We start from the raw sequence: 25,175 nt of genomic DNA on the forward strand, positions 1-25,175 counted from the left end.
CCCTCGATCCGCCCCCCTTACGACCACACCCGAGGAGTCGCCCATGCAACCGCTGCGACTGGCCGTCGTCGGCTGCGGTGCCGCCGCCCGGTCCTGTCATCTGACCGCGCTGCCGCACGTCCCGCAGATCCGGCTCACCGCCCTGATCGACCCGGACCCCGAGCAGGCCCGTGCCGCCCTCCGCTGGTACACCGACCAGGGCGGCTCCGCCGAGGACGTGCTGATCGCCCGCTCGGTGGAGGAGGCCGCCGACGCCTTCGACGCGGCCGTCGTCGCCGTACCGCACACCGCGCACGCCGCCGTCGCCGGGGACCTGCTGGCCCGGGGCAAGCACGTGCTGCTGGAGAAGCCGATGGCGACCTCCGCCGCGGACGCCGAGGCCCTCGCCGCCGCCGCGGCCGCCGCCCCGGACACCCACCTGCTGATGGCCCACCCCCGGCGGCTGTTCCCGGCCAACGCCTGGGCGCGCAGGCTGATCCAGGACGGAGACCTGGGCACAGTGACCCGGGTCCGCTGGACCGAGGGCCACCCCTACAGCTGGGAGCCGGTCTCCTGGTCGATGTTCGACCGGCGGCTCGCGGGCGGCGGTGTCCTCACCGACACGGCCTCGCACGTCTTCGACATCCTGCTGTGGTGGCTCGGCCCGGACGTCGAGGTGGTCGACTACGTGGACGACAGCCTCGGCGGGGTCGAGGCGGACGCCGTCGCGACCCTGCGCATCGGGGGCGTGGAGACCGTGCTGGAGTTCAGCAGGGTCCGCGCCCTCGGCATCAGCTGCGTCGTCACCGGCACCGAGGCCGAGGTCAGCGTCGGCACCGACTTCCCGGCCGGCGAGTGCACGCTGATCACCGCATCCGGCCAGGAACTGCACCGCGGCGACGTACGGGCCGTACCGCCGGCCCAGGACGAGTGGGACGACCTGTTCGTGGAGCAGCTGCGCAACTTCGCCCAGGTGTGCGCCGGCGCGGACGTGGCGCCGCACGCCACCGCCGAGGACGGCCTGCGGGTCGCCCGGCTGATCGAGCAGTGCTACACGGGGCCCGCGCGGCGCCCGCTGGCCCAGCCCTGGCTGACCGGGACGACTTCGAGGAGCGTGGCATGAACGACTTCGCGGGCAGGCGCATCGCGGTCACCGGCGCCAGCGGGTTCATCGGCGGCCGTGTGGTGGAGCGGCTGGTGCTGGGCACCGGGGCCGAGGTCCGCGCCCTGGTACGCGGTTACGGCCGGGTCGCCCGGCTCTCCGTGCTGCCGCAGGACCGGCTGGTCTTCCGGACCGTGGACCTGGACAGCCCACAGAGCCTCAGCAAGGCCCTGCACGGCTGCGACCTGGTGGTGCACTGCGCGTTCGGATCGCAGGGCGAGGTGGCTGACCGCTGGCGCACCACCGTCGACGGCACCGCGCAGCTGCTCGCCGCGGCCAAACTCGCGGGTGTGGAACGGCTGGTGCACATCAGCACCGTCGACGTCTACGACACCGCCGGTCTCACCCGCTTCGACGAGACCGCGCCGGCGCTCGCCGAGGATCCGGACGACCGCGAGTACGAGCAGCAGAAGACGGCCGCCGAACGGCTGGTGCTGGCCGCGCACGGCGACGGCCCCGACATCGTGGTGCTTCAGCCCGGCGTGGTCTACGGGCCCTGGGGCGGCCAGTGGACGACCGCTCAACTCACCCGTCCCGCAGCGGAGTTCGAGGAGCTGCCGGTCGCCGGGGCCGGCGGCGCCTGCAACGCGGTGTACGTCGACGACGTGGCGGACGCCGTACTGGCCGCCCTCGCCGAACCCGCGGCGGCCGGGCGGAAGTTCCTCCTCAACGGGCCCGACGAGCCCGACTGGGGGGCGTTCTTCGACCGGCTGCGTGACATGCGCGGGCTGCCCGCCCCGAGCGGCACGGACACCCGCGGGGCCGTCCCCGACTGGGAGCAGGCCCTCTACGCCAGCCCCGCCCGCGCGGACGCCGCCCGGGCCGCCGAGGTGCTCACCGCGCCCCGGACCACGCTGGACGAGGGCATGGAGCGCACGGCCGAGTGGGCCCGCTGGGCCGGGTACGGCGCCCCGGGCGGAGCCGGCCGGTGACCCGGGTCCTGGTGATCGCCCCGCACCCCGACGACGAGGTCATCGGCTGCGGCGGCTCCATCGCCAAGCTCGCGCAGTCCGGCGCGGAGGTCACGGTGGTCATCGTGATCCGCCGGGAGCGCGGACTGCGCGACCGGGAGGTCGGGGCCGAGGAGTTCGCGGCGGAGACCACCGACGCCTGCCGGGTGCTCGGCGTCAAGCGGTGCGTCACCCTGGACGAGCCGTCCCGTGACTTCGCCGCCGACCGCCGCCTGCACCTGGCCGTCGTCAAGGTGCTGCGCGAGGTGCGCCCGGACCGGGTGTACCTGCCGCACCGCGACGACGGGGACGTGGAGCACCGGGCCGTCCACCGGCTGGGCCTGGAGGCGCTGTGGATGGCGGAGTCCGACTTCTTCGAGGAGGCCGGGCCGCCCTCCCCGCCGCCGTCCCTGGTGCTCGGCTACGAGGTCTGGGCGCCGCTCGGCGAGGCCCAGTACACCGAGGACGTCACCGACCAGATCGAGCTGAAGGTGGCGGCCATGCGCTGCTACCGGTCCCAGCTGCGGCACGCCGCCTGGGACGAGGCGGTCCGCGGGCTGGCGTCCTACCGGGCCGTCACCAGCGCCGGCCACGGCCACAGCGAGGCCTTCGAGGTGATCCGGATGGCCGCGCCCGTCCCTGCCCCGGCCGGCTTCCAGCCCTGATCCGGCCGGACCGGCCCGGGAGCCGACCGCGCGGCCCCCGGACCGGCCGGGACCGGATCGACCCGGCGAGGTCCGTCAGTCCGTCCGCAGCACGTCCGCGATCGCCGTGTCCGGCGCACTCAGGAACCTGTGCACCAAGGAGGTGAACTCATGAGCCAGATCCCGCACCCCTTCCTCGCCGAAGACGTCCGCCGGGAAGAGCACGGTGAAGTCCACGCCGCTGTCGTCGACCGAGGCGAACACCTCCAGGCTCTCGATCTGGTGCTGGTCACCGGGCACCTCGGTCGGCTCCACCGACAGATCGCCGGCCTCGCGGCTGCCGCCGCTCCAGCCACCGGGCGCCACGTCGAAGAAGGTGCAGGGCCGTTCGAGCAGCCGTCCCAGCATGTGCGGGGCGAGCGCGGAGGTCACCTCGGGCGCCGGCACCTGGCCCAGCCGCTGGGTCTCCAGCACGGCCGAGCGGACCGTGCGGCTCAGCTCCTTGAACGTCTGGGCGGTGTTGATCCGCACCCGCACGGTGGCGTAGGTGGACAGGAAGGCCACCAGGTCCAGCAGGTGCTCCTCGGTGCGCCGGGTCACCGGGATCAGCGCCGCGAGGTCGCTGCGCCCGCTGCGGGCGTGCAGCGCGCACAGGTAGGCGGTGAACAGCACGACGAACGGGGTGGCGCGGGCCGACCGGCAGTACTGGGTGAGCAGTTCGCAGGTCTCCGGCGGCAGCGAACCGTCGAACGTGCCCACCGCGTAACGGTCGTTGGTCTCGCGCAGCATCCCGGGCAGGTGCACCGGGGCGTTGGTGCCGATGCCGTCGAGCAGCTCCGCGAAGCGGGCGATCAGCTGCCGGGGGCTCGGGTCGCGGCCCAGCCACTCCGCCTCCCAGCGCACGAAGTCCGCGTAGGTGAAGCGCTGTTCGGGCAGCTTGGCCTCACGGCTCTCGACGGCCGCGGCGTACAGCTCCCACAGCTCGTTCACCAGGATCTCGAACGACTGGCCGTCCACCACCAGGTGGTCGACCGCGAGGCCCAGCAGATGGTCCTCCTGGCCCAGACGGTAGACGACACCGCTCAGCAGCAGTCCGCCGTCCAGGTCGAGGTTCTGGCTCAGGTAGGTGCCGGCCCGGCGCAGGGCCTCGGCCGGCCGTTCGTCCGCCGGCAGCCCGGTGAGGTCCTCGCGGTGCGGCGTGAAGGGGCGGGGCGCCCGGATCTCCTGGCGTCCGGCCCGGCCCCGGTCGGGGAAGGCCACGCGCAGCGCCTCGTGGCGGGCGACGAGCGTGGTCAGCGCCGAGTCCAGCGCGTCGGTGTCGAGGGGGCCGGTCAGCCGGAAGCCCCGGCCGAACATACGGACCTCGACCCCGAGGTCGTGCTGCTCGACCCACTCCTGGATCGCCAGGCGGTCTATCTGGTCGGACAGCAGTGGAAGCCCTTCGAAGTGGCTTCCCTCGTTCGCCGTGCGCATGCGAAATCTCCCTCCGGAAATGAAAAGGAAATGGCGGGCCTGGAAGCGCCCGGCACGAAAATCGAGACTACTGAATGGAGCGGTCGTGATGCAATACGGATCACGCGGCGATTTCTTCGGAGAGTATGCCGATGTTTATGCCGGGGCGCCGTACAATGATTTCACCGAGGAAGTGGCGAAAAGGCTTCCCGAGCTGATTTCCTATTACCGGGCGGGCACCGGGTCGCTGCTCGACCTGGGCTGCGGCACGGGCACGCTGCTGGTCGCGCTGGCCGGCCGCTTCGACCGGCTGGCCGGCGTGGACCAGTCGGCGGGCATGCTGCGGCACGCCGAGGCCGCCGCCCGTCTGGCCGGAGTCACCGTCGAGTTCAGCCACGCCGACCTGCGCGAGTACCGCCCCGACCGGCCCCACTCCGTGGTCACCTGCACCTACAACACCTTCAACTACCTGCTGGACGAGGACGATCTGCGTCGCGCGGCCCGTACCCTGCGGGACTCGACCGCGGACGGCGGCCTGGCGATCCTCGACGCCCACCCCGTCTGGTTCGTTGAACGTGCCTGGTCGGGCAGGGTGTTCGTGGAGCAGAACACCGAGGACATCCTGGAGGTCTGGGAGAACCCCTACGACGCCGCGAGCGGCCGGGTGGACACCACGGTCACCGTCGTGCGCCGCACCCCGGACGGCGGCTGGCACCGCATCCACGAGGTGCATCCACAGCGCGGTCTCGACCCGGAGACGGTGACCGCCGCCCTGCGCGCGGCCGGCTTCACCAGCGTGGACACGTACGCCGGACTCGACCGTGAACCGGTGCGCGAGGACACCCGGCGGGTCTGGTACGTGGCCAGGTGACCGAAACCCTCGTGATATGCGGGATCGGCTCCGGAATGGACAGGTCGCTGGCCCGTGTGAAAGCAATGGGAGTACGGACCGTGGTCGTGACGGACCGCATCACCGGACGCGTCGAAAAACACGCCGATATTCATCTGGAGGCCGACCCGGACGACTTCGGGAACGTCCTCTCGGTAATTCGCGCGGAGCGGCTGGGAAGAATATCCGGGGTCATGACCCTCGGATATGACAATCCGCCGGTCGTGGCCCGCCTGGCCGCCGAGCTGGGCTGCCCCGGCGTACCCGTCGAGGTGGCCGACCTGTGCACCCTCAAGGACCGCAGGATCGCCGCACTGGACCGGGCCGGACTCGCCGTGCCCCGGTTCGCCGTCGCCACCACCGTCGACGCGGCGCTCGCCGCTCTGGAGCGCGTCGGACTGCCCGCGGTGGTCAAGCCCAGCGACCGCACCGGATCCCTGGGGGTCGCCAAGCTGGACGCCCGCGAGAGTGCGCGGGGGCCGGTCGAGCGGGCGCTCGCGCTGAGCCCGACCGGACGGGTCGTGCTGGAGGAGTACCTGTCCGGCACCGAGCACACCGTGGCCGGGTTCGCCGTCGACGGGCTGCTGCACGTCACCGGGTTCGCCGACCGCGAGTACGGCGAGAAGGAGCGCTTCTTCCCGCACTTCTTCGAGGGCGGCGACACCCTGCCCAGCGTCCTGGACGCGGTCCAGCGGGCCGACGTCGTCCGGACGGTCCAGCGGGGCGTGGACGCGCTCGGCCTGACCACCGCCGTCGTCAACACCGACATCCTGCGCACCGCCGACGGGCGGGTGTACCTGCTGGAGATCACCTGCCGGCTGACCGGCGCCCGGATCGCCACCGAGGTCATGCCGCTCGCCACCGGAGTGGACCCGCTGCCCAACGCCGTGCGGCTGGCCCTCGGCCGCCCCCTGGTCCCGGAGGAACTGCGCCCCACCCGCGACCGTGCCGTCGTCCAGCGGTACCTGCCCGCCGACGGCGGCACCGTCGACTCGGTCGGCGACCTGGACGCACTCGCCCGGACCCCCGGCGTCCACGACGTCTTCTGGGGCCTGGACCTCGCCCCCGGCACCGTCCTGCCCGCCTACCGCGGCGGCGACGAGGTGCTGGCCGGGACCATCACCAGCGGCCCCGACGTGGCCGCCGCCGAAGCCCTGGCCGCCCGGGTGCTGTCCCGGCTGCCGCTGCGCCTCACCGACCCCTCCGGGGCGCCCACGACTCCGTACGAACCGAGCCACTGACACCCGCCGACACGCACTGCCACCCGCCGACACCCACTGACAAGGAACGCCGATGACCACAGCGTACGAACACTGGTCCGACACCTACGAGTTGTTCGAGGGCGCCATGGCCGAGGACACCTGGCGCCTGGGCATCGGGGCCGAACTGGCCAAGCTGGCCGCCCCCGGCCCGGTCCGCATCCTCGACCTCGGCGCCGGCACCGGCATGGGCAGCCGGGTGCTGGCCGACCTGGTCCCGCAGGGCGAGGTCACCTCTCTGGACCGCTCGGCGGCCATGCTGGAGCACGGCGGCATCCCGCCCGAGCTGCGCATCGTCGGCGACATGGCGCGCTTCACCGCCGAGCCCGACTCCTTCGACTTCGTGGTCTCCGGATTCGACGCCCTCAACTACCTGACCGCGGCCGACCTCGCCGACTGCCTGGGGCACGCGGCAGCCGCCCTGCGCCCCGGCGGCCACCTGGTCTTCGACTACTCCTCCCGCAAGGTCCTCCAGGAGGACTGGCGCGACCTGGAGCACGAGGAGACCCGCGACGGCGTCCGGCTGCACCGTACCCACCGCTGGGACCCGGTGCTGGCCCGCAGTCGCTCGGTGCTCTCCCTGTACGGGGCGGACGGCCTGCTCTGGCGTGAGACCCATGTGCAGTACGTGGTCGACCCGTTCACCCTGGAGGAGCTCGGCCGGGTGGCCGGGCTGCGCACGGTCCGGGTCCGCGACATCGACGGCGACGGCTTCACCCCCGGCCACACCACGCACGTCTACGTGCTGCGCAAGGAGGGGCCGCAGGGCGTCCCGGACACCGGGGAGCGGGCATGACCGCCACGCCGGGTCCCGACGAGGTGCTCGCCGGCACCAGCGTGATCATCGCGCTCCGCGACGACGTACGGATCCTGGAGTGCATCGACTCGGTCGACGAGGACGTGGAGATCGTGCTGGCCCTCAACGGCGCCACCGACGAGATCCGCCGCCTGCTGCGCGAGCACCCGAGGCCGCTGACCGTCACCGAGATCCCCGACGCGGGCAACCTCGGCGCCGCCTACAACGCCGGCGCCGGGGCGGCGCGCGGACGCTATCTGCTGCTGATGGACTCGGACTGCACCTTCGCCCCCGGCGTGGTCCGCATGATGGCCACGGCCGTCGCCACCGACCCCGTGGTCAAGGGGCAGGTCGTGTACGGCGAGTCAGGCAGCCTGATGAGCAGACTCACCGCCCGGGTCCGGGAGTACGACGAGGGCGAGTACGTCAGCGCCCTGTCGCCGCCGCTCATCTACGACCGGGCGATCGTCGAGCACATCGGCGGCTACCACTTCGACGGCCTGATCCACTGGTGCGAGGACCGCGAGTTCGACTTCCGGCTGCAACTGGCCGGCATCCCGGTCCGCCACGTCCCCGAGGCCCGCATCTTCCACGACGCCCAGGTCGGCCTGCAGAACATGCGCAGCTACTTCCGCTACGGCGTCGGCGAGGGCATCGCCCAGGAGACCGGCGTCTTCACCACGCCGGCCGTCCCCGTCCTGTGGCGCCTGTACGAGGCGACCCGCACCCTGGTCGGCTGCGCCCGGCACAAGGGGGCCGGGGCCGCCGCCTACTACGCCCTGCTCAAGGCGGCGTTCCACACCGGCACCCTGTACCACCTGCTGCGCGACCCCTACCGGGTACGGGCGCGGTACCCGGCCACCGCCGCCCGGGCCCGGATGCTGCGCGCGATCCCGCAGCACTGCACCGAGCTGACGCCCGCCCAGCGCGAGCGGCTGCGCCGGGCGCACCTGCGGGCCGGGCGGCGGATCGTCCCGCTCGGGGACCTCTCCGTGCTCCACCGCGACGGCGGGTCCAGGCCCGAGCCGTCGCCTCAGGCGGCGTCGTGAGCGTCCGGCAGAGCGGGGGAGACCGGGAGCAGCAGCCGCGAGGGCCGGCCGGGCCCGTGGTGGACCCGGTTGACCGCGGTGACGACCGGGGCGTCTGCCAGGGTCAGCGGCGTGCCGCCGGTGTTCGGATTGACGTCGAAACGCGGGAAGTTGCTGCTGGAGACCTCCAGCCGGACCCGGTGCCCGGGCCGGAAGACATGCACGACGGTCCCGGCCGGCACCGGCAGGGCGTGGACCGTGTCCGGGGCCGGCGGGCGCACCCCGTCCCGCCGGGCCCGGTGCCCGACCCTGACGACACCGTCGCAGAGGATCTCCGCGCGGCCGTCCGGATGCACGTCGACCAGTTTGGCGGTGAAGTCGGTGTCGGGCGCGGACGAGGAGACGTACAGCTCCGCGACGACCTCCCCGGACACCGTCAGGGGCGCGTCGAGCCGCGGACCGGTGTAGCAGAGCACGTCGGGGCGGTCCTCCACGGCGCGCTGGTCCAGCGGGCCGCAGTCGGCGCCGACGAGCATGCCCGTCATGCAGGTCGCCCCGCCGGCGGTCGGGACGGGGTCGCGCGGGTCGTACCGGTACGTGTCCGCGCCGCCGCGCCGGGGCGGTTCGGGCCGCAGTACGCCCGTGCCGTGCCGGGTGCGGGCGTCCCCGTCGCTGCCGAGGTGCAGCGCGAGCGGCGTGCTGTCCGCGCCGGGCGGCCCGGCGGGGCGGACCCAGCGGTCCACCCCACCGGCGAACACCCGGACCGACGGGCCCGCTTCACCGTCGTCGTTCTTCAAGTGGCGGTCGAAGAAGGCGAGGTGGGCGCCTGTCATGTCGAACTCCGCCTCGTCGGCGGCCAGTCCGTAGCGGCGCTCGGGGAAGACGCCCCCGGTCACGCAGTGCGACCACGGGCCGATCACCAGCCGGTCCCCGGGCCTGGGCGACGGCCCGCGCAGGGTGCCCGGCAGGAAGATGTCGTACCAGCCGCCGACGACCAGCGCCGGGGGCCGTCGCCGGTCCGGGGCGGCGGTGCGCCCGCGCCAGTGGGCGTCGGCATCCGGGTGCTCCAGCCACTCACGGTAGTAGGGCGCGAGCCGGTCCAGCAGGGGCAACACCCGCCAGGGCGCCCGGTACAGCTCGTCGATGCCGTCCAGCGCCCGCTCGACCGCGCGGACGTCGGCGTCCGTGCCGCCGGCCCGTCCGACCTGTCCGTGCAGCAGGTCGCCCAGCACCCAGTGCAGACAGAACCCGAGCTGGAAGGCGCCGCCCAGGTACGTCCAGCCGTCGTACGGGTCGGCGGCGGCGACATGCGGGGCGATCGCCCGCAGCGCCGGCGGCCCGGCAGCCGCCGCGTGCCACTGGGCGGCGCCCTCGTAGGACCGCCCGAGCATGCCCACGGCGCCGTCGCACCAGGCCTGCCGGGCGGCCCACTCGACGGTGTCCCGGCCGTCGGACGCGTCGTCGGCGAACGGCCGGAAGACACCGCCGGACGCGTACCGGCCGCGCACGTCCTGCACCACCAGGCAGTAGCCGGCCTCGACCAGCCGCAGCCAGTTCAGCGAACGGCCCCCCGCCGAGGACCCCTTGTCGTACGGGGTCCGCTGCAGGAGGGCGGGCAGCGGGCGGGCGCTGTCCGGGCGGTACACGTCCGCCCGCAGCACCACGCCGTCACGCATCGGGACGGGCACGTCCCGGTCGATCACGAGTCGCACGGACTTCCTTCCTCAGCCGGCCGAGCGGACGTAGGTGGGGTAGTGCAGGACCGAGCAGCCGAAGCCGAGCTTGAACCGGTTGATCCCCGCCGTCTTGCCGTCCACCTCGCCGGTGGATATGCCGCTCAGATCGAAATGCGCCAGATCCCGTTCCGCCGCCCATTCGATCGTCTCGAAATGCACGTAGTTCATCGAGCCGTCGACGCGGTGGTCCGGATGCGTCGCCACAAACCGGGCCTCCAGCGAACTCCGGTTCTCGAAACATATGGATCCGGCCGCCACCCGCCCCTCGGAAAGCGCGGTGAAAAGGTGGACCGACGGGTGCGTCAGCAGATCGCGCAGCAGGTCCAGGGGGGCGAGGTCGGGTGAATCGGCCCGGATCATCGCCGGTGCGTAGAAGTCGTAGAACTCGTCTATCCGGCCGGGGTCGGCGGCGAATTCGAGACCGCTGCGCAGCGCGCGGCGCACCCGGCTGCGGGTGCTCGGACGCATCCGGGCGAGGATCGCCTCGGCGCCGCCGTAGGTGGGCACCAGACCGGTGGCGTAGGGCGGGGCGGTCCGGTAGCCGGCGGCCTCCAGCACCTCGGGGAAGTCCCACTCGGGGAGCAGCACCAAGGTGGCGGGACCCAGCTGGGACACGCCGCTGAGCAGGGCGGACAGCAGTTCCGGGTGCGGGGTTCCGGCCGGTCCCTTCCACAGGAACCAGCCGTCCTGGCCGGCGTCCTCCAGCAGTGCCGTGGCCCACGGTCCGCCGGGACCGCCCACCCGCAGCAGCCGGACCGGATCGCCGCGGCCCGCCAGCAGCCGGAAGCGCCCGGCGCTCTGGTGGAAGTCCTCGGCCGGGACGTCCGCCTCGTCGGGAACGTCGGCCGTGCTTTCCGGATGCATGATCAAACGAAGCACGACAGTGCCCTTTCTTCTGGTTTCTCGCGCATGGAAATCGGAAGTGTCCAGCGGTTTTCGAGGCATGCAGAAAAACGGGAAAGTGCAGAGAACAGACCGGGCTGACCGGCGGGTTTCCGCTCGGTGCGGTCTCGGAGAAGGAAAGAGGCCGGCGCCTATTTCTTCGGCGCGGTATCGCTGCTAATTTCTAGCGCACCGGTCGTCGTCCGTCAATTACCGGGCCCATGGGCCGTTCGAAGGGAATGACTTGTCATGCGAATTCTCGGTGTGAATGGCTGGCCCGGCGCCAGCCACGACGGGTCCGCCTGCCTCCTGGTCGACGGGAAGGTGGTGGCGTTCGCCGAGGAGGAACGCTTCACCCGGCACAAGCACGGCTACGGCGAGGCACCCCTGCACGCCGCCGCGTTCTGCCTGGCGGAGGGCGGCCTCGCCCTGGAGGACATCGACGTCGTCGCGCACGGCTGGGACATGCCCTCGCTGCTGACCCGGCGGGGACTGGACTGGTTCCCCGACACCGCCACGGCCCTGGACTTCCTCCTCCCGCGCGAGCTGTTCCCGCGCGGCCGCGACCCCGAGCTGGTCTTCGTCCCCCACCACACCGCCCACGCGGCCAGCGCCTACTACTTCTCCGGGCGCCAGGACGGCGCCGTCCTGGTCCTCGACGGGCAGGGCGAGTGCGAGAGCGCCACCCTCGCCTCGGCCGTCGACGGCGAGCTGAAGGTGCTGGAGTCCGTCCCGCCCGGCTGGTCGCTCGGCTACTTCTACGCCGCCGTCTGCCAGTACGCCGGACTCGGCGCCGACGCCGCCGGCAAGACCATGGGCCTCGCCCCCTACGGCACCCCCGGCGACCTCACCTTCGGCGGCGGACTGACCTTCCTGGACGACGGGTACGCCGTCGGGCCGGTACCGCGCTCCCTGCTCTCCACCGGCAGCACCGACGAGGAGACCGACACCCTGCGGCTCTGGCTCGCCCACCTGGAGAAGACCAGTGCGCTGCCGCCCAACCGCACCGGCCGCCACTACGACCGCGAGCGCGGCCGCTACGTGCGGCGCACCGAACGCGACCCCTACGAGTACCGGGACCTCGCCGCCACCGCCCAGGAGGCCCTGGAACACTCGGTCGTCGCGATGGCCCGCCGGCTGCTGCGCGAGACCGGCCAGGACACCCTGCTGGTGGCCGGCGGTGTCGGTTTCAACGCGACGCTCAACGGCAAGCTGGCCCGGCTGCCCGAGGTGCGCGACCTGTTCGTGCAGCCCCTCGCCGGCGACCAGGGCGTCAGCCTCGGCGCGGCCGGCTGGGTCGCCGCCCAGCACGGCGAGACCGTGGCGCCGATGACCGGCACCCTCGCCTGGGGCGAGCAGTGGGACGCCGACGCCGTGCGCCGGGTGCTGCACAAGCAGGGCGTCCGGCACACCGAGCCCGCCGACATCGCCGACGCGGTCGCCGGACTGCTCGGCCGTGGCGAGGTCGTCGGCTGGCACCAGGGGCGCGGCGAGGGCGGCCCCCGGGCGCTGGGCCACCGCTCCATCGTGACCGCGCCCTTCCCGGTGGCCAAGCGCGACCGCATCAACCTCACCGTCAAGGACCGTGAGTGGTGGCGGCCGTTCGCGCCCAGCATGCGCCTGGAGGAGGCCGCCACCCTGCTCGGCGACGACACCCCGCTGCCGTACATGATCGTCACCACCCCGGTGCCGGAGGCCGGACAGGCCGCGATGCCCGCCGTGATCCACGTCGACGGCACCACCCGCCCGCAGACGGTCACCGCCGAGGACGACCCGCTCTACCACCGGCTGCTGGGACGCGTCGCCGAGCACACCGGACACGCGGTGGTGCTCAACACGTCCTTCAACGGCCGTGACGAGCCGGTCGTATGGACCCCCGCCGACGCGCTCGCCACCTTCGCCCGCAGCCCGCTCGACGCCCTCGCGCTGGGACCGTTCCTCGTCCGCCGCACCGGTTGACTCCGGCCGGTCCGCCGCACCGGCCGAGTCCGGTCGGTCCGCCGTCCGGTCCGTCGATCGCCCCGCCCGCCCGACGCCTCCGTGCTAGCGTCCTTCCATGCCCTATTAGGTCCGCATGCCCCAGCTGCCGCCCTCCGGCTCCTTCCGCGTCGGCCCGGTGTACCTGTACACCTGCCTGACCGAACTCCTCCCGCTGTACGCCCTCTACGCCCTGCTGATGACCTCGCACGGGGTCTCCACGGGAGAACTGTCGGTTCTCTTCGCGGTGTGGACGGTGACCACCTTCGTCTGCGAGGTGCCCTCCGGGGCCCTGGCCGACCGCTTCCCCCGCCATCGCGTCCTGGCCGCCGCGGCCCTCGCGCAGTGCACCGGTTTCGCCCTGTGGACCGCGCTGCCCTCGCTCGGTTCGTTCGCGGCGGGCTTCGTCCTGTGGGGTGCGGGCACCGCCCTCACCTCGGGGACGCTCCAGTCCCTCCTCTACGACGGACTCGCCGCGGAGGGCAGGGCCGACCGGTACGCACACGTCAGCAGCCGGGTGGCCGCCGTCCAGGCGTGCTCGGTGGCGGCCAGCTCCCTGGCCGCCACCCCGCTGGTCCTGTTCGGCGGCTACCCGGCCGCCGGCTGGGTGTCCGTACTGCTCACCCTGCTGGCCGTCCCCACCGCCCTCGCCCTCGGCCGCCCGGCCCGCACCCCCGGCGCGTCCGCCGGACCGGCGCCGGACCCGCGGGGCTACCTGGCCGTGCTGCGCGCCGGACTGGCCGAGGTCCGCGGCGGCCCGCGGGTGCGCTCCGCCGTGCTGCTCGTCGCGGTCCTGACCGGCCTCGGTGTGGTGGACGAGTATCTCCCGGTGCTGGCCCGCGAGTCCGGCACGCCCGCGGCCGCCGTGCCGCTGCTCCTGCTGCTGCCCTGGGCGGCGATGGCGGCGGGCGGCTTCGCGGGCGGGCGCATGGCCGGTGCCGGTGACCGCCTGCTGGCGGTCCTGCTCGGCGCGGGCGGCGCGGCCCTGGCCGCCGGAGCGCTCACCGGGAGGCCGGCCGGATTCCTCGGCGTCGCCGCGTTCTACTGGGTGCTGCGGCTGGCCCAGATCGTCGCCGACGCCCGGCTCCAGCACGCCATCTCCGGCCCGGCACGGGCGACGGTCACCTCGATCGCCGGCCTCGGCTCCCAGGCCGTCGCCCTCGCCGTCTTCCTGCTCCTCGGCGTCGCGTCCCGCTGGGCCTCCGCCGCCGTGCTGGTCGCCCTCACCGCCGTACCCGTGGCCCTGCTTGCCCTCCGCCTGGCCGTGCGACCGGCTGCCGCCCCACCCGCCCCGGATCCCGGTCCCGAGGACGACCGTCCACCCGTCCACAACCCGGCCCCGGCCGCCGACGAACCGTCCCGGAGCTTCACCCCGGCTACCGAGAATCCGCCGCGGGGCTCCGCTTGGACCGCCGACGAACCGTCCCGGAGCCTCATCCCCGCCGCCGAGAATCCGTCGCGTGGCCCCGCCTGGGCCGCCGACGAACCGCCCCGGAGCTTCACCCCGGCCGCCGAGAATCCGTCGCGGGGCTCCGCCGCCACCACCGACACACCGCCCCCGGGCCGTGACCCGTCCGGCCCTCCGGGGTCGGGTTCCGGTGGGTCCGGACCTCCGTCCCGCACCCCGGGCCCGCGTCCCGCGCGGGTCGATGCCGTCGAACGACACCCATGAAGGAGAGCGACGCATGACAACGAACACGGCCACCGCCGTCGTGGAGAGTCTGGCCGACGACGTCCGGCAGGCCCTCGGTCTCGCCCCCGGGGAGCCGCTCGACGTCCCGTTCGCGGCCCTGGGCGGCAGTTCCCTGGACGCCGCGCAGGTCACCGTGCGGATGCGCCGCACCCACGGACTCGCCCTCGGCGCCCACGAACTGCTCAACGCCGCCAGCGTGCGGCGGCTCCTGGACGACCTCGCCGCCCGCCCCCGCACCGACCCGGCCGACCACGCCGCGGCCCCCGCGCCGGCCGACCGCGCGCCCCTGACCTGGCAGCAGCGCGTGATCTGGTACCAGTCCCTCCTCGACCCGGACTCCTCCCGCTACGTCTTCCACGCCCTGTTCCACTTCGCCGAGGCGCCCCGCCCCGCCGCCCTGCGCGCCCGGCTCCGCCGGCTGCTGCACCGTCACCCGGTGCTGCGCGCCCGGCTGTTGTTCGACGACGGCGAGCCCTGGCAGGCGGTGCCCGCCGCCGACGTCACCGACGCCGAGGTCGACCTGACCGTGGTGGACCTGCCCGAGCCGACCGCCTCCCCGGAGGAACTCGTCCGTCTCAGCGGCGCCGACCGCCCCTTCGACCTGACGACCGGACCGCTGCTGCGCTGGGTGCTGGTACGTCTGCCGGACGGCCGCGCCGTGCTCGTGCACACCGAGCACCACCTCATCCACGACGGCAAGTCCTTCGTCGCCCTGCTCGGCGGCCTCGACGACGACACCGCCCAATCGGACCCGGATCCGCGCTACTTCGCCTACGCCGCCGCCCAGACCCCCGCCGATCCCGGCGAGGTCCGCGAGGTCGCCGAACGGGCCGCGAAGGCCGCCGGCCGGATCCTGGACGCCGGGATCCCGACGACGGGCCGGGACACCTTCCTGCGGCTGCCCGTGCCCCCCGCGCTGCTGCGCGAGGTCAGGGCGGGCGCCCGGCGGGCGTCGGTGTCCTTGTTCACCGCCCTGTTCACCGCGTTCTCGCAGGCGCTCACCCAGTACGAGGGTGTCGGCGCCGCCGTGCTCGGCAGCGCCGTGGAGAACCGGCCGCCCGGCCACGAGGACACCGTGGGGATGTTCGTCTCCACCGTCCCCGTGGTCGTCGAACGGCGGCCCGGGGAACTGCCCGAGGCCACCCTGCGGCGCACCCGGGGCGCTCTGCGCGAGGCGATGGACCGATCCGCCGTACCCCTCGCCGACGTCGTCCAGGCCGTCGGCGGCACCGACGGACGCGGCGACGGCGCCGTGGTGCGCGCCGCGTTCAGCATGCACCAGCAGGTCGAGCGCGAGGTCGAGGTGGCCGGCGCCACCGCGCGCGTCCAGCTCGGGGTCTTCAACGGGGCCGCCAAGTTCCCCGTGAACGTCGTCGCCGTCACCTCCGGGACCGGCGACGACACCCGCGTCGAGCTGCTGATGGAGGCCCAGGACGGCGCGGTCGGCCAGGACGACCTGTGGGCGCTGTGGACCGGGACGCTGGAATGGCTGCGCACCTGGGTCCAGTTGCTGCCCGGGCCGCGGACCGCGCCGGCCACCGCGCTCGTGGCGAAGGTGACCGCACGGGCCGCGGCCGAACCGGAGGCCGTGGCCCTCGACGACGGCGCCCGGCAGGTGACGTACGGACGCCTCGCGGCCTGGGGTGAGGCGGCCCGGCGGCTGCCGGTCCCGCCGGGCGGGGTGGTCGGCATCCTGGGGACGGCCTCGCCCGACTTCTTCGCCTGCGCCTATGCGGTACTGCACGCCGGCGGCACCTATGTGCCCCTGGAGGCCGGACAGCCCGCCGAACGGCTCGCCTCCATGGTCGCCCAGGCCCGCTGCGCCACCGTCGTCCGCCTGCCCGGCGTCCCCGACGACCTGGCCGCCGCCCTCGACGGGGCGGACGGCGCGCCGCGCCTGCTGGACTGGACCGGCCTGGCCGCCGAGTGGGACGCCGGCCCCGCGGCCCCGCGGACCGCGCCCGACGGCGACACCGCCGCCCCCGCCTACGTCATGTTCACCTCCGGAAGCACCGGCGAGCCCAAGGGGGTCATGGTGCCCCGGCCCGCCCTGGACCGGCTCGCCGCGTGGGCGGTGCGCGAACTGCGGCTCGGCCCGGACACCGTCGTCGGACAGCTCGCCAACGCCGCCTTCGACGCCTCCGCCTTCGAGGTGTGGTCCGGCCTGTACGCCGGTGCCCGGATCCGGTTCGCGCCGGCCGGACTCCGCGCCGACCCGCAGCGCCTCGCGGGCTGGTTCGCCGAGACGGGCGTCGAGTACGCCTTCGTCTCCACGCCGATCGCCGAACTCCTCGCCCGGGTGCCGAAGCCGGCGGGCAGCCGGCTGGACCGCGTCTCCACCGGCGGCGACCGGCTGCACGCCCTCCCCGAGGACGTGCCGTTCGAGGTGCTGAACATGTACGGCCCGACCGAGACGACCGTGGTCGCCACGGCCGGCTGGGTCGACCCCGGCGGCGCCGCGCTGCCCCCGATCGGCCACCCGCTGCCGTACGGCTACGCACGCGTGGTCACCCCCGACGGCGCCCTCGCCGTCCCCGGCGAGCAGGGCGAACTGTGGGTCGGCGGCGACGGGGTGGCCACCGGCTACGCGGGCGCACCCCGCCAGACCGCGGCCCGCTTCGTCGCCGACCCCTACGCCGAGGACGGCGCGGTCGTGTACCGCACCGGCGACGTCGTCCACCTCGACAGCGGTGGCCGGCTGCACTACTCGGGGCGCCGGGACCGGCAGTTCAAGCTGGCCGGGGTGCGCTTCGAGCTCGGCGAGATCGAGGCCGTCGCACTGCGCCGGCCCGGTGTCGAGCAGGCCGTGGCGCTGACCGTGGGCTCGGCCGCCGGTCCCCGGCTGCACCTGTTCGTCACCCTCGCCGCGGGCACCGCCGCCGCCGCGACGGACGAGGCGGTCCGCGCGGCCCTGCCCGCGCAGCTGCGCCATCTGACGATCCACCACCCGGACACCCTGCCGTACAACTCCAGCGGCAAGGTCGACCAGCGCCGCCTGACGGAACTCGCGGAGCGGGCCCGGCCCACGGCGAACGCCGTGCCCGAGCCGATCGGGCTGACCGGGCTGACCGGGCTGACCGCGCCGACGGCGCCGACCGGGCCGACCGGGCCCGCGCCGTCCGGGCTCGGGACGACGCCGTCCGGGCCGAGCGCGTCCGCGGCGCCCGCACCTGTGCCGACGGCAGCCGTGCCCACCGCGCCCCCGTCGACGGCAGCCGTGCCCACCGCGCCCGGGCCGAGGGCGCCCGTGTCCGCCGTGACGGCCGATTCCGCCGGGGCGGAACCCGTCGGGGACGGGAGCGCGGCCCTCGAAACGCTGTGGCCCGCGCTCGCCCCGCTGTCCCGGCGGGAGCGTCTGGACCTCGCCCACCGACTGATCGGCTCCGTGCTCGGCGGCACGGCGGCCGGTGAGGAGACCCGATGAACTCCGCCCCGCAACCGGCGCCGGCGCTGGAGGCGACACCGCACCAGGCGGCCCAGCTGATCGCCTCGCTCCTGTCCGAGCGGCACCGGGTCGGCACCCTGCCCGTCCGGATCCCGCTGGACGGCGACGGGGGAGTGGACGGCGTGGTGAGCCTGGCCCAGGCGCAACGGGCCTGGACCGTCCTGCTGCGTTCGGCGACGGCCCTGCGCGTCCGCTTCCACGACACCCCCGACCTGCTCCTCCAGGAGCTGCGCGGATACGACGACCTGCCCGAGGCGACCACCCGGGTCACCCTGGGCGAGGACGACCCGGACGCGGACGGCCTCGCGCCGTTCGGGCCTGTGCTGCTGACGGCCCGTCTCGACCTGCGCGGGAACGGTCCGGTGCTCGCGCTGCGCGTGCACCACGCGCTCGTCGACGAGCACTCCGTGCTGCTGCTCGGCCGGGCCCTGCGGTTTTTCCTGACCCACCCCGACGCCGTCCCCGAGGACGACGGTGACCGCTACCGGCGGGCCCAGGAGGCACTCCTGGCGGCGTCCCGGCGGCCCCTTCCCCCGCTTGCGGAAGAAGCCTCCCCGCCGCCCGGCGCCGAGAGGACGGGGCCGTCCCGGCCGTCCGTCGCCGAACCGTCGGGTGCCCTGTTGAGCCGTCCCGCCGCGGATCCCGCGGCGCGTGCCCACCACGCCGTGCGGCTCGCCCCGGAGACGGTCGCGGCGCTGCGGCTGGCCGCCCGGCGGGCCCGGGCCTCCGCCGTCTCCGTGGCGCACGCCGCCGTGCTGGCCGCACTGCACCGGCTGGCGCCGGACCGGACGCCCGTCGTCGGCGTGCCGATGACGCTCCGCGACCTGCGGGCCGTCGGCTTCGACGCCATCGGCCTCTACCTCAACGTCGTGCCCACCACGATCCCCTGCGCCTCGACGGACACCTTCCGCGAACTCGTCGACCGGGTCCGCGCCGGGTCACTGGCCCTGCACGGGCGCAAGTTCGCCGCCGTCGGCGACCTCGCCGCGGCCGGCGGCGCCACCCGGCCCGGGCGCCCGGGCGCCCGCGCCTACGCCGACCTGGTGCTCGCCTTCCGGGACGGCTCCCTGCCGCCCGGGACCGACGAGCGCGGCACGGCCGCCCGGCGGACGGCGGAACCCGGCGCCCCGCTGAACGTGGAGGTGGTGCTCGGCCCCGAGGACGGGCTGCTCCTCTTCGACTGGCGCAGCGGCCTCGTCCCCTGGCCGCCCGCACCCCAGCTCGCGTCGGCCGTCGTCAGCGCGCTGACCGAGCTGCCCGCCGAACCGGACCGGCGGGTCGGGGAGTTCACCCTGCTGGACGCCGACAGCGCCGCCGAGGTGCGGCGGCGCCTCGGCGGCCGGCCGCCGACCGCCGGCGCACCGGCGCCCTCCGTCGTCGAACTCGTCGAGCGCGCGGCGGCACACACCCCGGACGCCCAGGCGCTCAGCGACGCCGACCGCACCTGGACGTACGCCGAACTGTCGTCCGCCGTGCGCCGGATGCGTGCCGCGCTGCGGTCCCGGGGGCTGCCGCGCGGGTCGCGGGTCGCGGTCGCCTGCGGTCACGACTCCTGGCAGGTGGCCACGGCGCTGGCGGTCTGGCAGGAGGGCCTGTGCTACGTACCGGTGGACCCGCGGGGCCCGGCGGAACGCAACCGCTTCGTGCTCGCCGACTCCGGCGCCGCGGTGACGGTGTGCGCCGCCGGCACCTCCGGTGCCCCCTTCCTCGCCGGGACACCCGCCCCGGACGTCGTCACGACCGACGTCCTGCCCCCGGACCCGGCCGGAAGCGCGGCGCTCCCCGCCGGCCGCCCCGACCCGGACGAACCCGCCTACGTGATGTACACCTCGGGCACCACCGGCCGCCCCAAGGGCGTGGTGGTCACCCAGCACAACCTGGGCGGGTTCCTGCGTGCGATGACCCTGGCCCTGCCGGGCGCCGCGGAAGGGGACTGGCTGGCCGAGACCTCGCCGTCCTTCGACATCTCGTTCGTGGAGATGTTCTGGCCGCTGACCCACGGCAGGCACGTCCAGCTGCGCTCGCCCGAGGTCCGTGAGACGGCCGCCGACCGGCTGCCGTTCGAGCACCGCCAGTGCACCCCCGCCCGGGCCGGCCAGCTGCTCACCGCACGGGAACTGGGCCACCCGCTGGGGCGGTGGGACATCGCCCCGCGCTACTGGCTGCTGGGCGGCGAACGGCTGCCCGGCGCGCTCCTGGAACGGCTGCGCGCGGCCTACCCGGACACCGTGTTCGTGAACATGTACGGCCCCACCGAGGCCACGGTCTGGGCGACCTACCACGTGGTCCGCGGCGACGAGGGGAACGACGTGCCGCTCGGCCGGCCGCTGCCCAACAGCGGGGTGCTGGTGACGGACGCGCACGGAGCCGACGTGCCCGAGGGCGTCCTCGGTGAACTCCTCGTCATCGGCGACTCGGTGGCGGCCGGCTATCTGAACCGTCCCGAGACCACCCGGGAGCGGTTCACCGTCGTACCGTCGGCCGACGGGGCGCGTGCCTACCGGACCGGGGACCTGGTGTGCTCGGGCCCGGACGGGCGCCTGTACTTCCGGGGGCGCGCCGACGACCAGGTGAAGATCCGCGGCCACCGCGTCGAACCGGGCGAACTGGAACAGCGGTTGCTCAGCCTGCCGGGGACGGGGATCCGCGAGGCCGTCGCCGTGGTGCTGGACGCGGACGATCCCGAGACGGTACGGCTGGCCGCCGCCGTCACGGTGGCCGACCCCGCCACCTTCGACCCGGCGGCGGTACGACGGCTGCTCGTGGCCGAGCTCCCCGAAGCGATGCTGCCCGCCGAACTCGTGGTACTGCCCACCCTCCCCCGCCTGACCAGCGGCAAGACGGACCGCCAGGCCGTACAGGCCACGTACGGGAAAGCCGCGACCCACGCCTACCCTCCCGGCAACACCTCCCACGACGGTGTGCCCGGCGGCGGCTCCCAGGGTGGTGAGTCCGGCGGCGGCTCCCACGGTGGGGTAACCGGCGACGGCTCCCACGGCGGTGCGTCCGGTGGCGGGTCCCGTGTCGGGGGATCCGAAGAGGACGCCGGTGCCGGGGCGCCCGCCGGGGGTCTGCGGGCCGGCATCCCCGATGGTGACGCCGGCGGCTACGCGCCCGACGGGGGTCTGCGGGCCGGTAGCCCCGGCGGTGACGCCGGTGGCGGCGCGGTGACCGGTGGGTCCGACGGGGACCCCGGTGCCGAGGGGACCGCCCTCGGTGCGGACGGCCGGCTGGCGGATCCCGCGTTGAGCGCGGTGCTCGCCGCGGCCGAGAAGATCTTTCACCGGCCGGTCGCTCCGGAGGAGAACTTCTTCGATCTGGGCGGCAACTCCCTGACCGCACTGCGGCTGACCGCTCTCACCCGGGCCGAGGGCTTCCACCTGGAGGTCGAGGACGTCTTCGACCTGCCCGACCTGCGCGCGCTCGCCGACCAGGCCACGCCCCGCCCCGGCGGCCACGGCTGACCGGCCCGGGCGGCGCCCCGCACCGCGCCGCCCGGGCTCCTTCCCCCGACCCGAGAGGAACCCCCCCGTGTCCCACGACGTCACCGTGATCCACGCCGGTGAGCCCTGGCCCGAGCACTGGTCCGTCTCCCTCTACCTGTGCGGTCCCACGCCCCGGGACCCTGCACTGGAGTCCTGGCGCCCGCGTGCCGAACGCCTGTTGTGCGAACGGTGGACCGGCGACGGCCGCCTCGCCGTGTTCTTGCCCGAGGCACCCGACGGGCGGCCCGAACCCCCGTACCCGCGGCAGGTCGCCTGGGAGGAGGAGGCGATGCACGCGGCCGACGCCATCCTCTTCTACGTCCCGCGTGACCTCGCCACCCTGCCCGGCCTGGTCACCAACGTGAAGTGGGGCGCCTGGCACGACTGCGGGCGCGCGGTGCTCGGCTCGCCGCCCGACGCCCAGCGCAACGAGTACCTGCTGCACTTCGCGGAGACGCTCGGCGTCCCGGTCGCCCACGACCTGCCCGGCGCGGTCGCGGCGGCCCTCGCGCTGGCCGGCCCCGGCGACCGCCGCGAGGGAGCGGACCGGCACGTCCCGCTCGCCCTGTGGCGGTCGCCGGACTTCCGCCGCTGGCACGGCGAACTGGCCGGGCGCGGCGACACCCTCGTCGGCGGCCGCCTGCTGTGGAGCCGCGGCAACCCGGTCACGCACTGGGTGTTCGAGGCCCGACTGCGCTCGGCCGCCACCGGACAGGAGCGCACCGAGCTGGCGTCGCGGGCCGGAGAGCCCCCGCCGGCGCACCTGGCCCCGCTCGGCACGACCGGCTGGGCCGTGTGGCGGGACGTGATGCTGCGCGGCGCCGGTTTCCCCGCCGCCGACCTCACGCCCCTCACCAGCCCCCGTCTCGCCGCCGCGGCCGACCTCGCCGCCGCCGGTGACGCGACGGCGGCGGCCGACTACAAGCACGCCTACGACCTGGCCGTGGACGACCTGCGCGCGGCGGTACGGCGGACGGCCCAGGACCCCGCGTTCCGGGAGGCCGTGCTCTGGCAGAACCAGGCCGTGGCCCACCACCACCTGGACAAGGCGGCCGCGGGCGGACCGCGCAACGCGCAGGGCCGCCGCAACGAACTCGTCGTCGCCTCCTACCTCCAGCGCTACACCCTGAAGAACGACACCATCGGCTGGTTCGGGCCCGTCGGCTGGGCCCGCTGCACCGACGGGGCCGGCCCCCTGACGGCGCGTCCGGGGCCGGCGCTGACCGCCGAACGGCACACCTTCTTCGAGAACTGGGCCGTCGACGCGCTCGCCGGCACGGTGGCCCGGACGCCCGGCGTGCTGCCCTGGCTGGTGCCGCGCGCGGTCGTCTCGCACGCCCGGCGCGGGCACACCCTGCTGCGCCCCCGGCGCCCGCCGAGGGAACTCACCGACGGCGAACTGACCCTGCTGGAACTGTGCGACGGACAGCGGACCACGGCCGAGGTGGCCGCCGCTGCCGGTCCCGGCGGACCGGAGGCTGCGCTGCTGGCCCTGGTCCGGCTGCACGAAGAGGGGATCGTCCGGCTCGACCTCACCGGGCCCGTCGAGGCCCGCCCGGAGCGCACCCTGCGCCGCGCGCTCTCCCGGATCGGCGACCCCGGGGTACGGGCCCGCGCCCTCGCCCCGCTGGACCGGCTGGAGCGGCTGCGGTCCGACGTGGCCACGGCGGCCGGTGACCCGGACCGCCTGGACACGGCTCTGACCGCGCTGCGCGGCGCGTTCGAGGAGATCACCGCCACGGACGCGACCCGCAGGCCGGGCGCCGACTACGCGGGCCGCACCCTCGTCTACGAGGACACCGCCCGTGACGTCCGGGTCGATCTGGGCACCCCGCTGCTGTCCGAACTGGCCGCGCCCCTCGGGCTGCTCCTGGACAGCGCCGACTGGCTGGTACGCCGGGTCGCCGACGGCTACCGGCGCCTCTTCGACGCCCTGTACGACCGCGAGACGCGGCGCACCGGCGAGCGAGGCGTCCCGCTGGCCTGGCTGGTGGCGCTGGCGGCCGACGGCCTGTCCACGGATCACCGCAGCGTGCCGGCACCGGTCGGGCAGGCCGTCGCGGAGTTCCAGGACCGCTGGCGACGCGTGCTGCCGCTGCCCGACGCCCGGAACCACACCGTGAGCGCCGCCGGACTGGCCGCGGGCGTGGCACGGGAGTTCCCGGCCGGGCCGCTGCCCTGGGCCGCCGCGACGCATCACTGCCCTGACCTGATGATCGCGGCGGCGGCCCCCGGAGCGGTGGGCGAGGGCGCCTGGGAGGGGGTGCTCGGCGAACTGCACGTGGCCACGAACACCGTCGAGGGGCGGGCCTTCGTCGACCGGCACCCGCACCCGGAACGGCTGCTGCGGGCGGCGGAGGCCGACCACGCGGGCCGCCGGGTGTACGCCGTACCGCCGAAGGACTCGCTGTTCGTCAGCTCGCGTCTGGCGCCGCCGTCGGCGCTGCTCTCCCCGACGTACCGCTACTGGGCGTGGGCGGAGGGGCAGGATGCCGCCGAGGTGCCCGGGACGCCGCTGCCGGCGGGCGGGCTGCGGGTGCACCGGGAGGCCGACGGGCTGGTGGCGCGGTCCGGCGACGGGACGTGCATCCCGCTCCTGGAGGCGGTCGGCGAGTTCCTGAGCGCGGCGGTGGCCGGCGCGTTCAGCCCGTTCGGGCGGGCCGCCCACCGGCCGCGGGTGACCGTCGATCGGCTGGTGGTCGCACGCGAGTCCTGGTCCCGGCCGGCGTCCGCGCTCGCCTGGGCCCACGAGCCCGACGAGGCGACCCGGTTCGCCGCAGCCCGACGGTGGCGGGCCGAACTGGGCCTGCCGGAGCGGGTGTTCTACCGGGTGCCACAGGAACTCAAGCCGATGGCGGCGGACTTCACCAGCCTGGCGCTGGTGAACCTCATGGCCAAGACGGTCCGTGCGGTGCCGGACGGACCGGACGCGACGGTCAACCTGACGGAGATGCATCCGGGGCCCGGCGGGCTCTGGCTGCCGGACGCCGCCGGTGCCCGCTACACCAGTGAGCTGCGGTTCGTCGCGACCCGGGTGCCTGTCACGCGGAGAGCGTCAGCTCCATGACCAGCGCCGGGGTGCGGACGGACAGCGCGCTGCCGAACCCGGCCGGGAGATAGAGGACTTCGCCCGCCCGGAGCCGGTGCCGCAGCCGGCCGACTCCGGCGGGCCAGCCCGGTCCGAGCGGCGCGACCCGTGCCTCCACCGCGCCACGCAGGGTGAGCAGGAAGGTGTCGGCCGCGACGGGTGTCTCCTCGTCGGCGTCCTCGGGCCGCACGGTGCGGTAGACGGCGAGGGCCCCGCGGTCCACGAGCGTGCCCAGCCGGTGCGCGACGGCGTCCGCGTGGTGCTGCGCCGAACCGCCGTCCTGCCGGTGGGCCGCGGCCAGGGCGGGTACGACGGTGGCCTCGCCGCGTGGCCATACGACGGCGGCGCTGCGGCCGCCGTGGGTGGTGAAGGTCCACACCATGTCGGTGAGGAAGGTCTCCAGGTCGGCCTGGAAGGCTGCTGCGTCCATGCACGTCTCCTCACGCGGTCCGGGGCGTGCGGAGGCACTGTGTGGGACCCCTCGGGGGCAGCGCTCCGCCGAGGCGGTGTGGGCCCGGATCCGGTGAACGGGTGGCACTCCGGAGGGAGGTGACCGAAGCCGTGGCGTGGCCGGACGGTGGGTCCGTGCCGTGCCGTGCCTGCCGGCGCCGCCGGAGACGCGTGGGCGGCGACCGCGCGGACGGGAGGCCGGCGGCCTGGTCCGTGGGCTCCCGGGCGGGAGCGGTTCGGGGTGCCCTGACGGATCGGCG

General features: G+C 74.9%; 16 protein-coding genes. 12 read left to right on the forward strand and 4 right to left on the reverse strand.

Annotated features, from left to right (window positions below):
- The first annotated feature begins 43 nt into the window (after positions 1-43).
- The 3 genes from ACWDGI_RS31430 to ACWDGI_RS31440 are packed head-to-tail and all read left to right on the forward strand — an operon-like array spanning position 44 to position 2,756.
- Positions 44-1,102, forward strand: a complete 1,059-nt coding sequence (locus ACWDGI_RS31430; protein WP_450764771.1) for a Gfo/Idh/MocA family protein — start codon at positions 44-46, stop codon at positions 1,100-1,102.
- The gene (locus ACWDGI_RS31435) at positions 1,099-2,073 is read left to right on the forward strand and encodes an NAD-dependent epimerase/dehydratase family protein (protein WP_450764773.1); all 975 of its coding nucleotides are present in this window, start codon (positions 1,099-1,101) and stop codon (positions 2,071-2,073) included. Before ACWDGI_RS31430 ends, ACWDGI_RS31435 begins: the two co-directional genes overlap by 4 nt.
- Positions 2,070-2,756, forward strand: coding sequence for a PIG-L deacetylase family protein (locus ACWDGI_RS31440; RefSeq protein ID WP_450764775.1), 687 nt, complete (start codon positions 2,070-2,072; stop codon positions 2,754-2,756). The genes ACWDGI_RS31435 and ACWDGI_RS31440 overlap by 4 nt, the downstream gene beginning before the upstream one ends.
- Before the next feature lie 75 nt (positions 2,757-2,831).
- Here ACWDGI_RS31440 and ACWDGI_RS31445 read toward each other — a convergent pair whose 3' ends face one another.
- On the reverse strand, positions 2,832-4,208 hold the full coding sequence (locus ACWDGI_RS31445) for a condensation domain-containing protein (RefSeq protein ID WP_450764777.1): 1,377 nt from the start codon (positions 4,206-4,208) through the stop codon (positions 2,832-2,834).
- A gap of 172 nt (positions 4,209-4,380) precedes the next feature.
- Between ACWDGI_RS31445 and ACWDGI_RS31450 the strand changes: the two genes are divergently transcribed.
- The 4 genes from ACWDGI_RS31450 (at position 4,381) to ACWDGI_RS31465 (ending at position 8,180) form a co-directional block, all read left to right on the forward strand.
- Positions 4,381-5,058, forward strand: a complete 678-nt coding sequence (locus ACWDGI_RS31450) for a class I SAM-dependent DNA methyltransferase (protein ID WP_450764779.1) — start codon at positions 4,381-4,383, stop codon at positions 5,056-5,058.
- Positions 5,059-5,144: 86 nt separating this feature from the next.
- Positions 5,145-6,317 (forward strand): ATP-grasp domain-containing protein, encoded by a 1,173-nt coding sequence (locus tag ACWDGI_RS31455; protein WP_450764781.1) that lies wholly within the window; start codon positions 5,145-5,147, stop codon positions 6,315-6,317.
- A gap of 52 nt (positions 6,318-6,369) precedes the next feature.
- On the forward strand, positions 6,370-7,131 hold the full coding sequence (locus ACWDGI_RS31460; protein WP_450764783.1) for a class I SAM-dependent DNA methyltransferase: 762 nt from the start codon (positions 6,370-6,372) through the stop codon (positions 7,129-7,131).
- Positions 7,128-8,180, forward strand: a complete 1,053-nt coding sequence (locus ACWDGI_RS31465; protein WP_450764784.1) for a glycosyltransferase — start codon at positions 7,128-7,130, stop codon at positions 8,178-8,180. Before ACWDGI_RS31460 ends, ACWDGI_RS31465 begins: the two co-directional genes overlap by 4 nt.
- Here the strand turns inward: ACWDGI_RS31465 and ACWDGI_RS31470 are convergent.
- Both ACWDGI_RS31470 and ACWDGI_RS31475 read right to left on the reverse strand, forming a co-directional pair.
- Positions 8,165-9,871, reverse strand: a complete 1,707-nt coding sequence (locus tag ACWDGI_RS31470; RefSeq protein ID WP_450764786.1) for a CocE/NonD family hydrolase — start codon at positions 9,869-9,871, stop codon at positions 8,165-8,167. The genes ACWDGI_RS31465 and ACWDGI_RS31470 overlap by 16 nt on opposite strands.
- A gap of 12 nt (positions 9,872-9,883) precedes the next feature.
- Positions 9,884-10,759 (reverse strand): GNAT family N-acetyltransferase, encoded by an 876-nt coding sequence (locus ACWDGI_RS31475; protein WP_450764788.1) that lies wholly within the window; start codon positions 10,757-10,759, stop codon positions 9,884-9,886.
- Positions 10,760-11,026: 267 nt separating this feature from the next.
- Here ACWDGI_RS31475 and ACWDGI_RS31480 point away from each other — a divergent pair, with 267 nt between their 5' ends.
- From ACWDGI_RS31480 to ACWDGI_RS31500, 5 genes are all read left to right on the forward strand, one after another.
- Positions 11,027-12,736 (forward strand): carbamoyltransferase family protein, encoded by a 1,710-nt coding sequence (locus ACWDGI_RS31480; RefSeq protein ID WP_450764790.1) that lies wholly within the window; start codon positions 11,027-11,029, stop codon positions 12,734-12,736.
- A gap of 115 nt (positions 12,737-12,851) precedes the next feature.
- Positions 12,852-14,426 (forward strand): MFS transporter, encoded by a 1,575-nt coding sequence (locus ACWDGI_RS31485; RefSeq protein WP_450764792.1) that lies wholly within the window; start codon positions 12,852-12,854, stop codon positions 14,424-14,426.
- Positions 14,427-14,439: 13 nt separating this feature from the next.
- Positions 14,440-17,871: an AMP-binding protein gene (locus tag ACWDGI_RS31490; RefSeq protein WP_450764793.1), complete on the forward strand. Its 3,432-nt coding sequence runs from the start codon at positions 14,440-14,442 to the stop codon at positions 17,869-17,871.
- Positions 17,868-21,356 (forward strand): amino acid adenylation domain-containing protein, encoded by a 3,489-nt coding sequence (locus ACWDGI_RS31495; RefSeq protein ID WP_450764795.1) that lies wholly within the window; start codon positions 17,868-17,870, stop codon positions 21,354-21,356. Before ACWDGI_RS31490 ends, ACWDGI_RS31495 begins: the two co-directional genes overlap by 4 nt.
- Before the next feature lie 67 nt (positions 21,357-21,423).
- Complete coding sequence (locus tag ACWDGI_RS31500) at positions 21,424-24,444, forward strand: lantibiotic dehydratase (protein WP_450764797.1); 3,021 nt, start codon at positions 21,424-21,426, stop codon at positions 24,442-24,444.
- Here ACWDGI_RS31500 and ACWDGI_RS31505 read toward each other — a convergent pair.
- Complete coding sequence (locus tag ACWDGI_RS31505; RefSeq protein ID WP_450764799.1) at positions 24,419-24,895, reverse strand: hypothetical protein; 477 nt, start codon at positions 24,893-24,895, stop codon at positions 24,419-24,421. The genes ACWDGI_RS31500 and ACWDGI_RS31505 overlap by 26 nt on opposite strands.
- Positions 24,896-25,175 lie beyond the last annotated feature (280 nt).

Source organism: Streptomyces sp. NPDC001220 (assembly GCF_053597895.1).

What these genes read in the sequence shown, in the direction of transcription:
- ACWDGI_RS31480 (WP_450764790.1), top strand. Translation starts at nt 11,027, where the DNA reads ATGCGAATTCTCGGTGTGAATGGCTGGCCCGGCGCCAGCCACGACGGG.
- ACWDGI_RS31445 (WP_450764777.1), bottom strand. Translation starts at nt 4,208, where the DNA reads ATGCGCACGGCGAACGAGGGAAGCCACTTCGAAGGGCTTCCACTGCTG.
- ACWDGI_RS31430 (WP_450764771.1), top strand. Translation starts at nt 44, where the DNA reads ATGCAACCGCTGCGACTGGCCGTCGTCGGCTGCGGTGCCGCCGCCCGG.
- ACWDGI_RS31495 (WP_450764795.1), top strand. Translation starts at nt 17,868, where the DNA reads ATGAACTCCGCCCCGCAACCGGCGCCGGCGCTGGAGGCGACACCGCAC.
- ACWDGI_RS31465 (WP_450764784.1), top strand. Translation starts at nt 7,128, where the DNA reads ATGACCGCCACGCCGGGTCCCGACGAGGTGCTCGCCGGCACCAGCGTG.
- ACWDGI_RS31485 (WP_450764792.1), top strand. Translation starts at nt 12,852, where the DNA reads ATGCCCCAGCTGCCGCCCTCCGGCTCCTTCCGCGTCGGCCCGGTGTAC.
- ACWDGI_RS31460 (WP_450764783.1), top strand. Translation starts at nt 6,370, where the DNA reads ATGACCACAGCGTACGAACACTGGTCCGACACCTACGAGTTGTTCGAG.
- ACWDGI_RS31475 (WP_450764788.1), bottom strand. Translation starts at nt 10,759, where the DNA reads ATGCATCCGGAAAGCACGGCCGACGTTCCCGACGAGGCGGACGTCCCG.
- ACWDGI_RS31435 (WP_450764773.1), top strand. Translation starts at nt 1,099, where the DNA reads ATGAACGACTTCGCGGGCAGGCGCATCGCGGTCACCGGCGCCAGCGGG.
- ACWDGI_RS31505 (WP_450764799.1), bottom strand. Translation starts at nt 24,895, where the DNA reads ATGGACGCAGCAGCCTTCCAGGCCGACCTGGAGACCTTCCTCACCGAC.
- ACWDGI_RS31490 (WP_450764793.1), top strand. Translation starts at nt 14,440, where the DNA reads ATGACAACGAACACGGCCACCGCCGTCGTGGAGAGTCTGGCCGACGAC.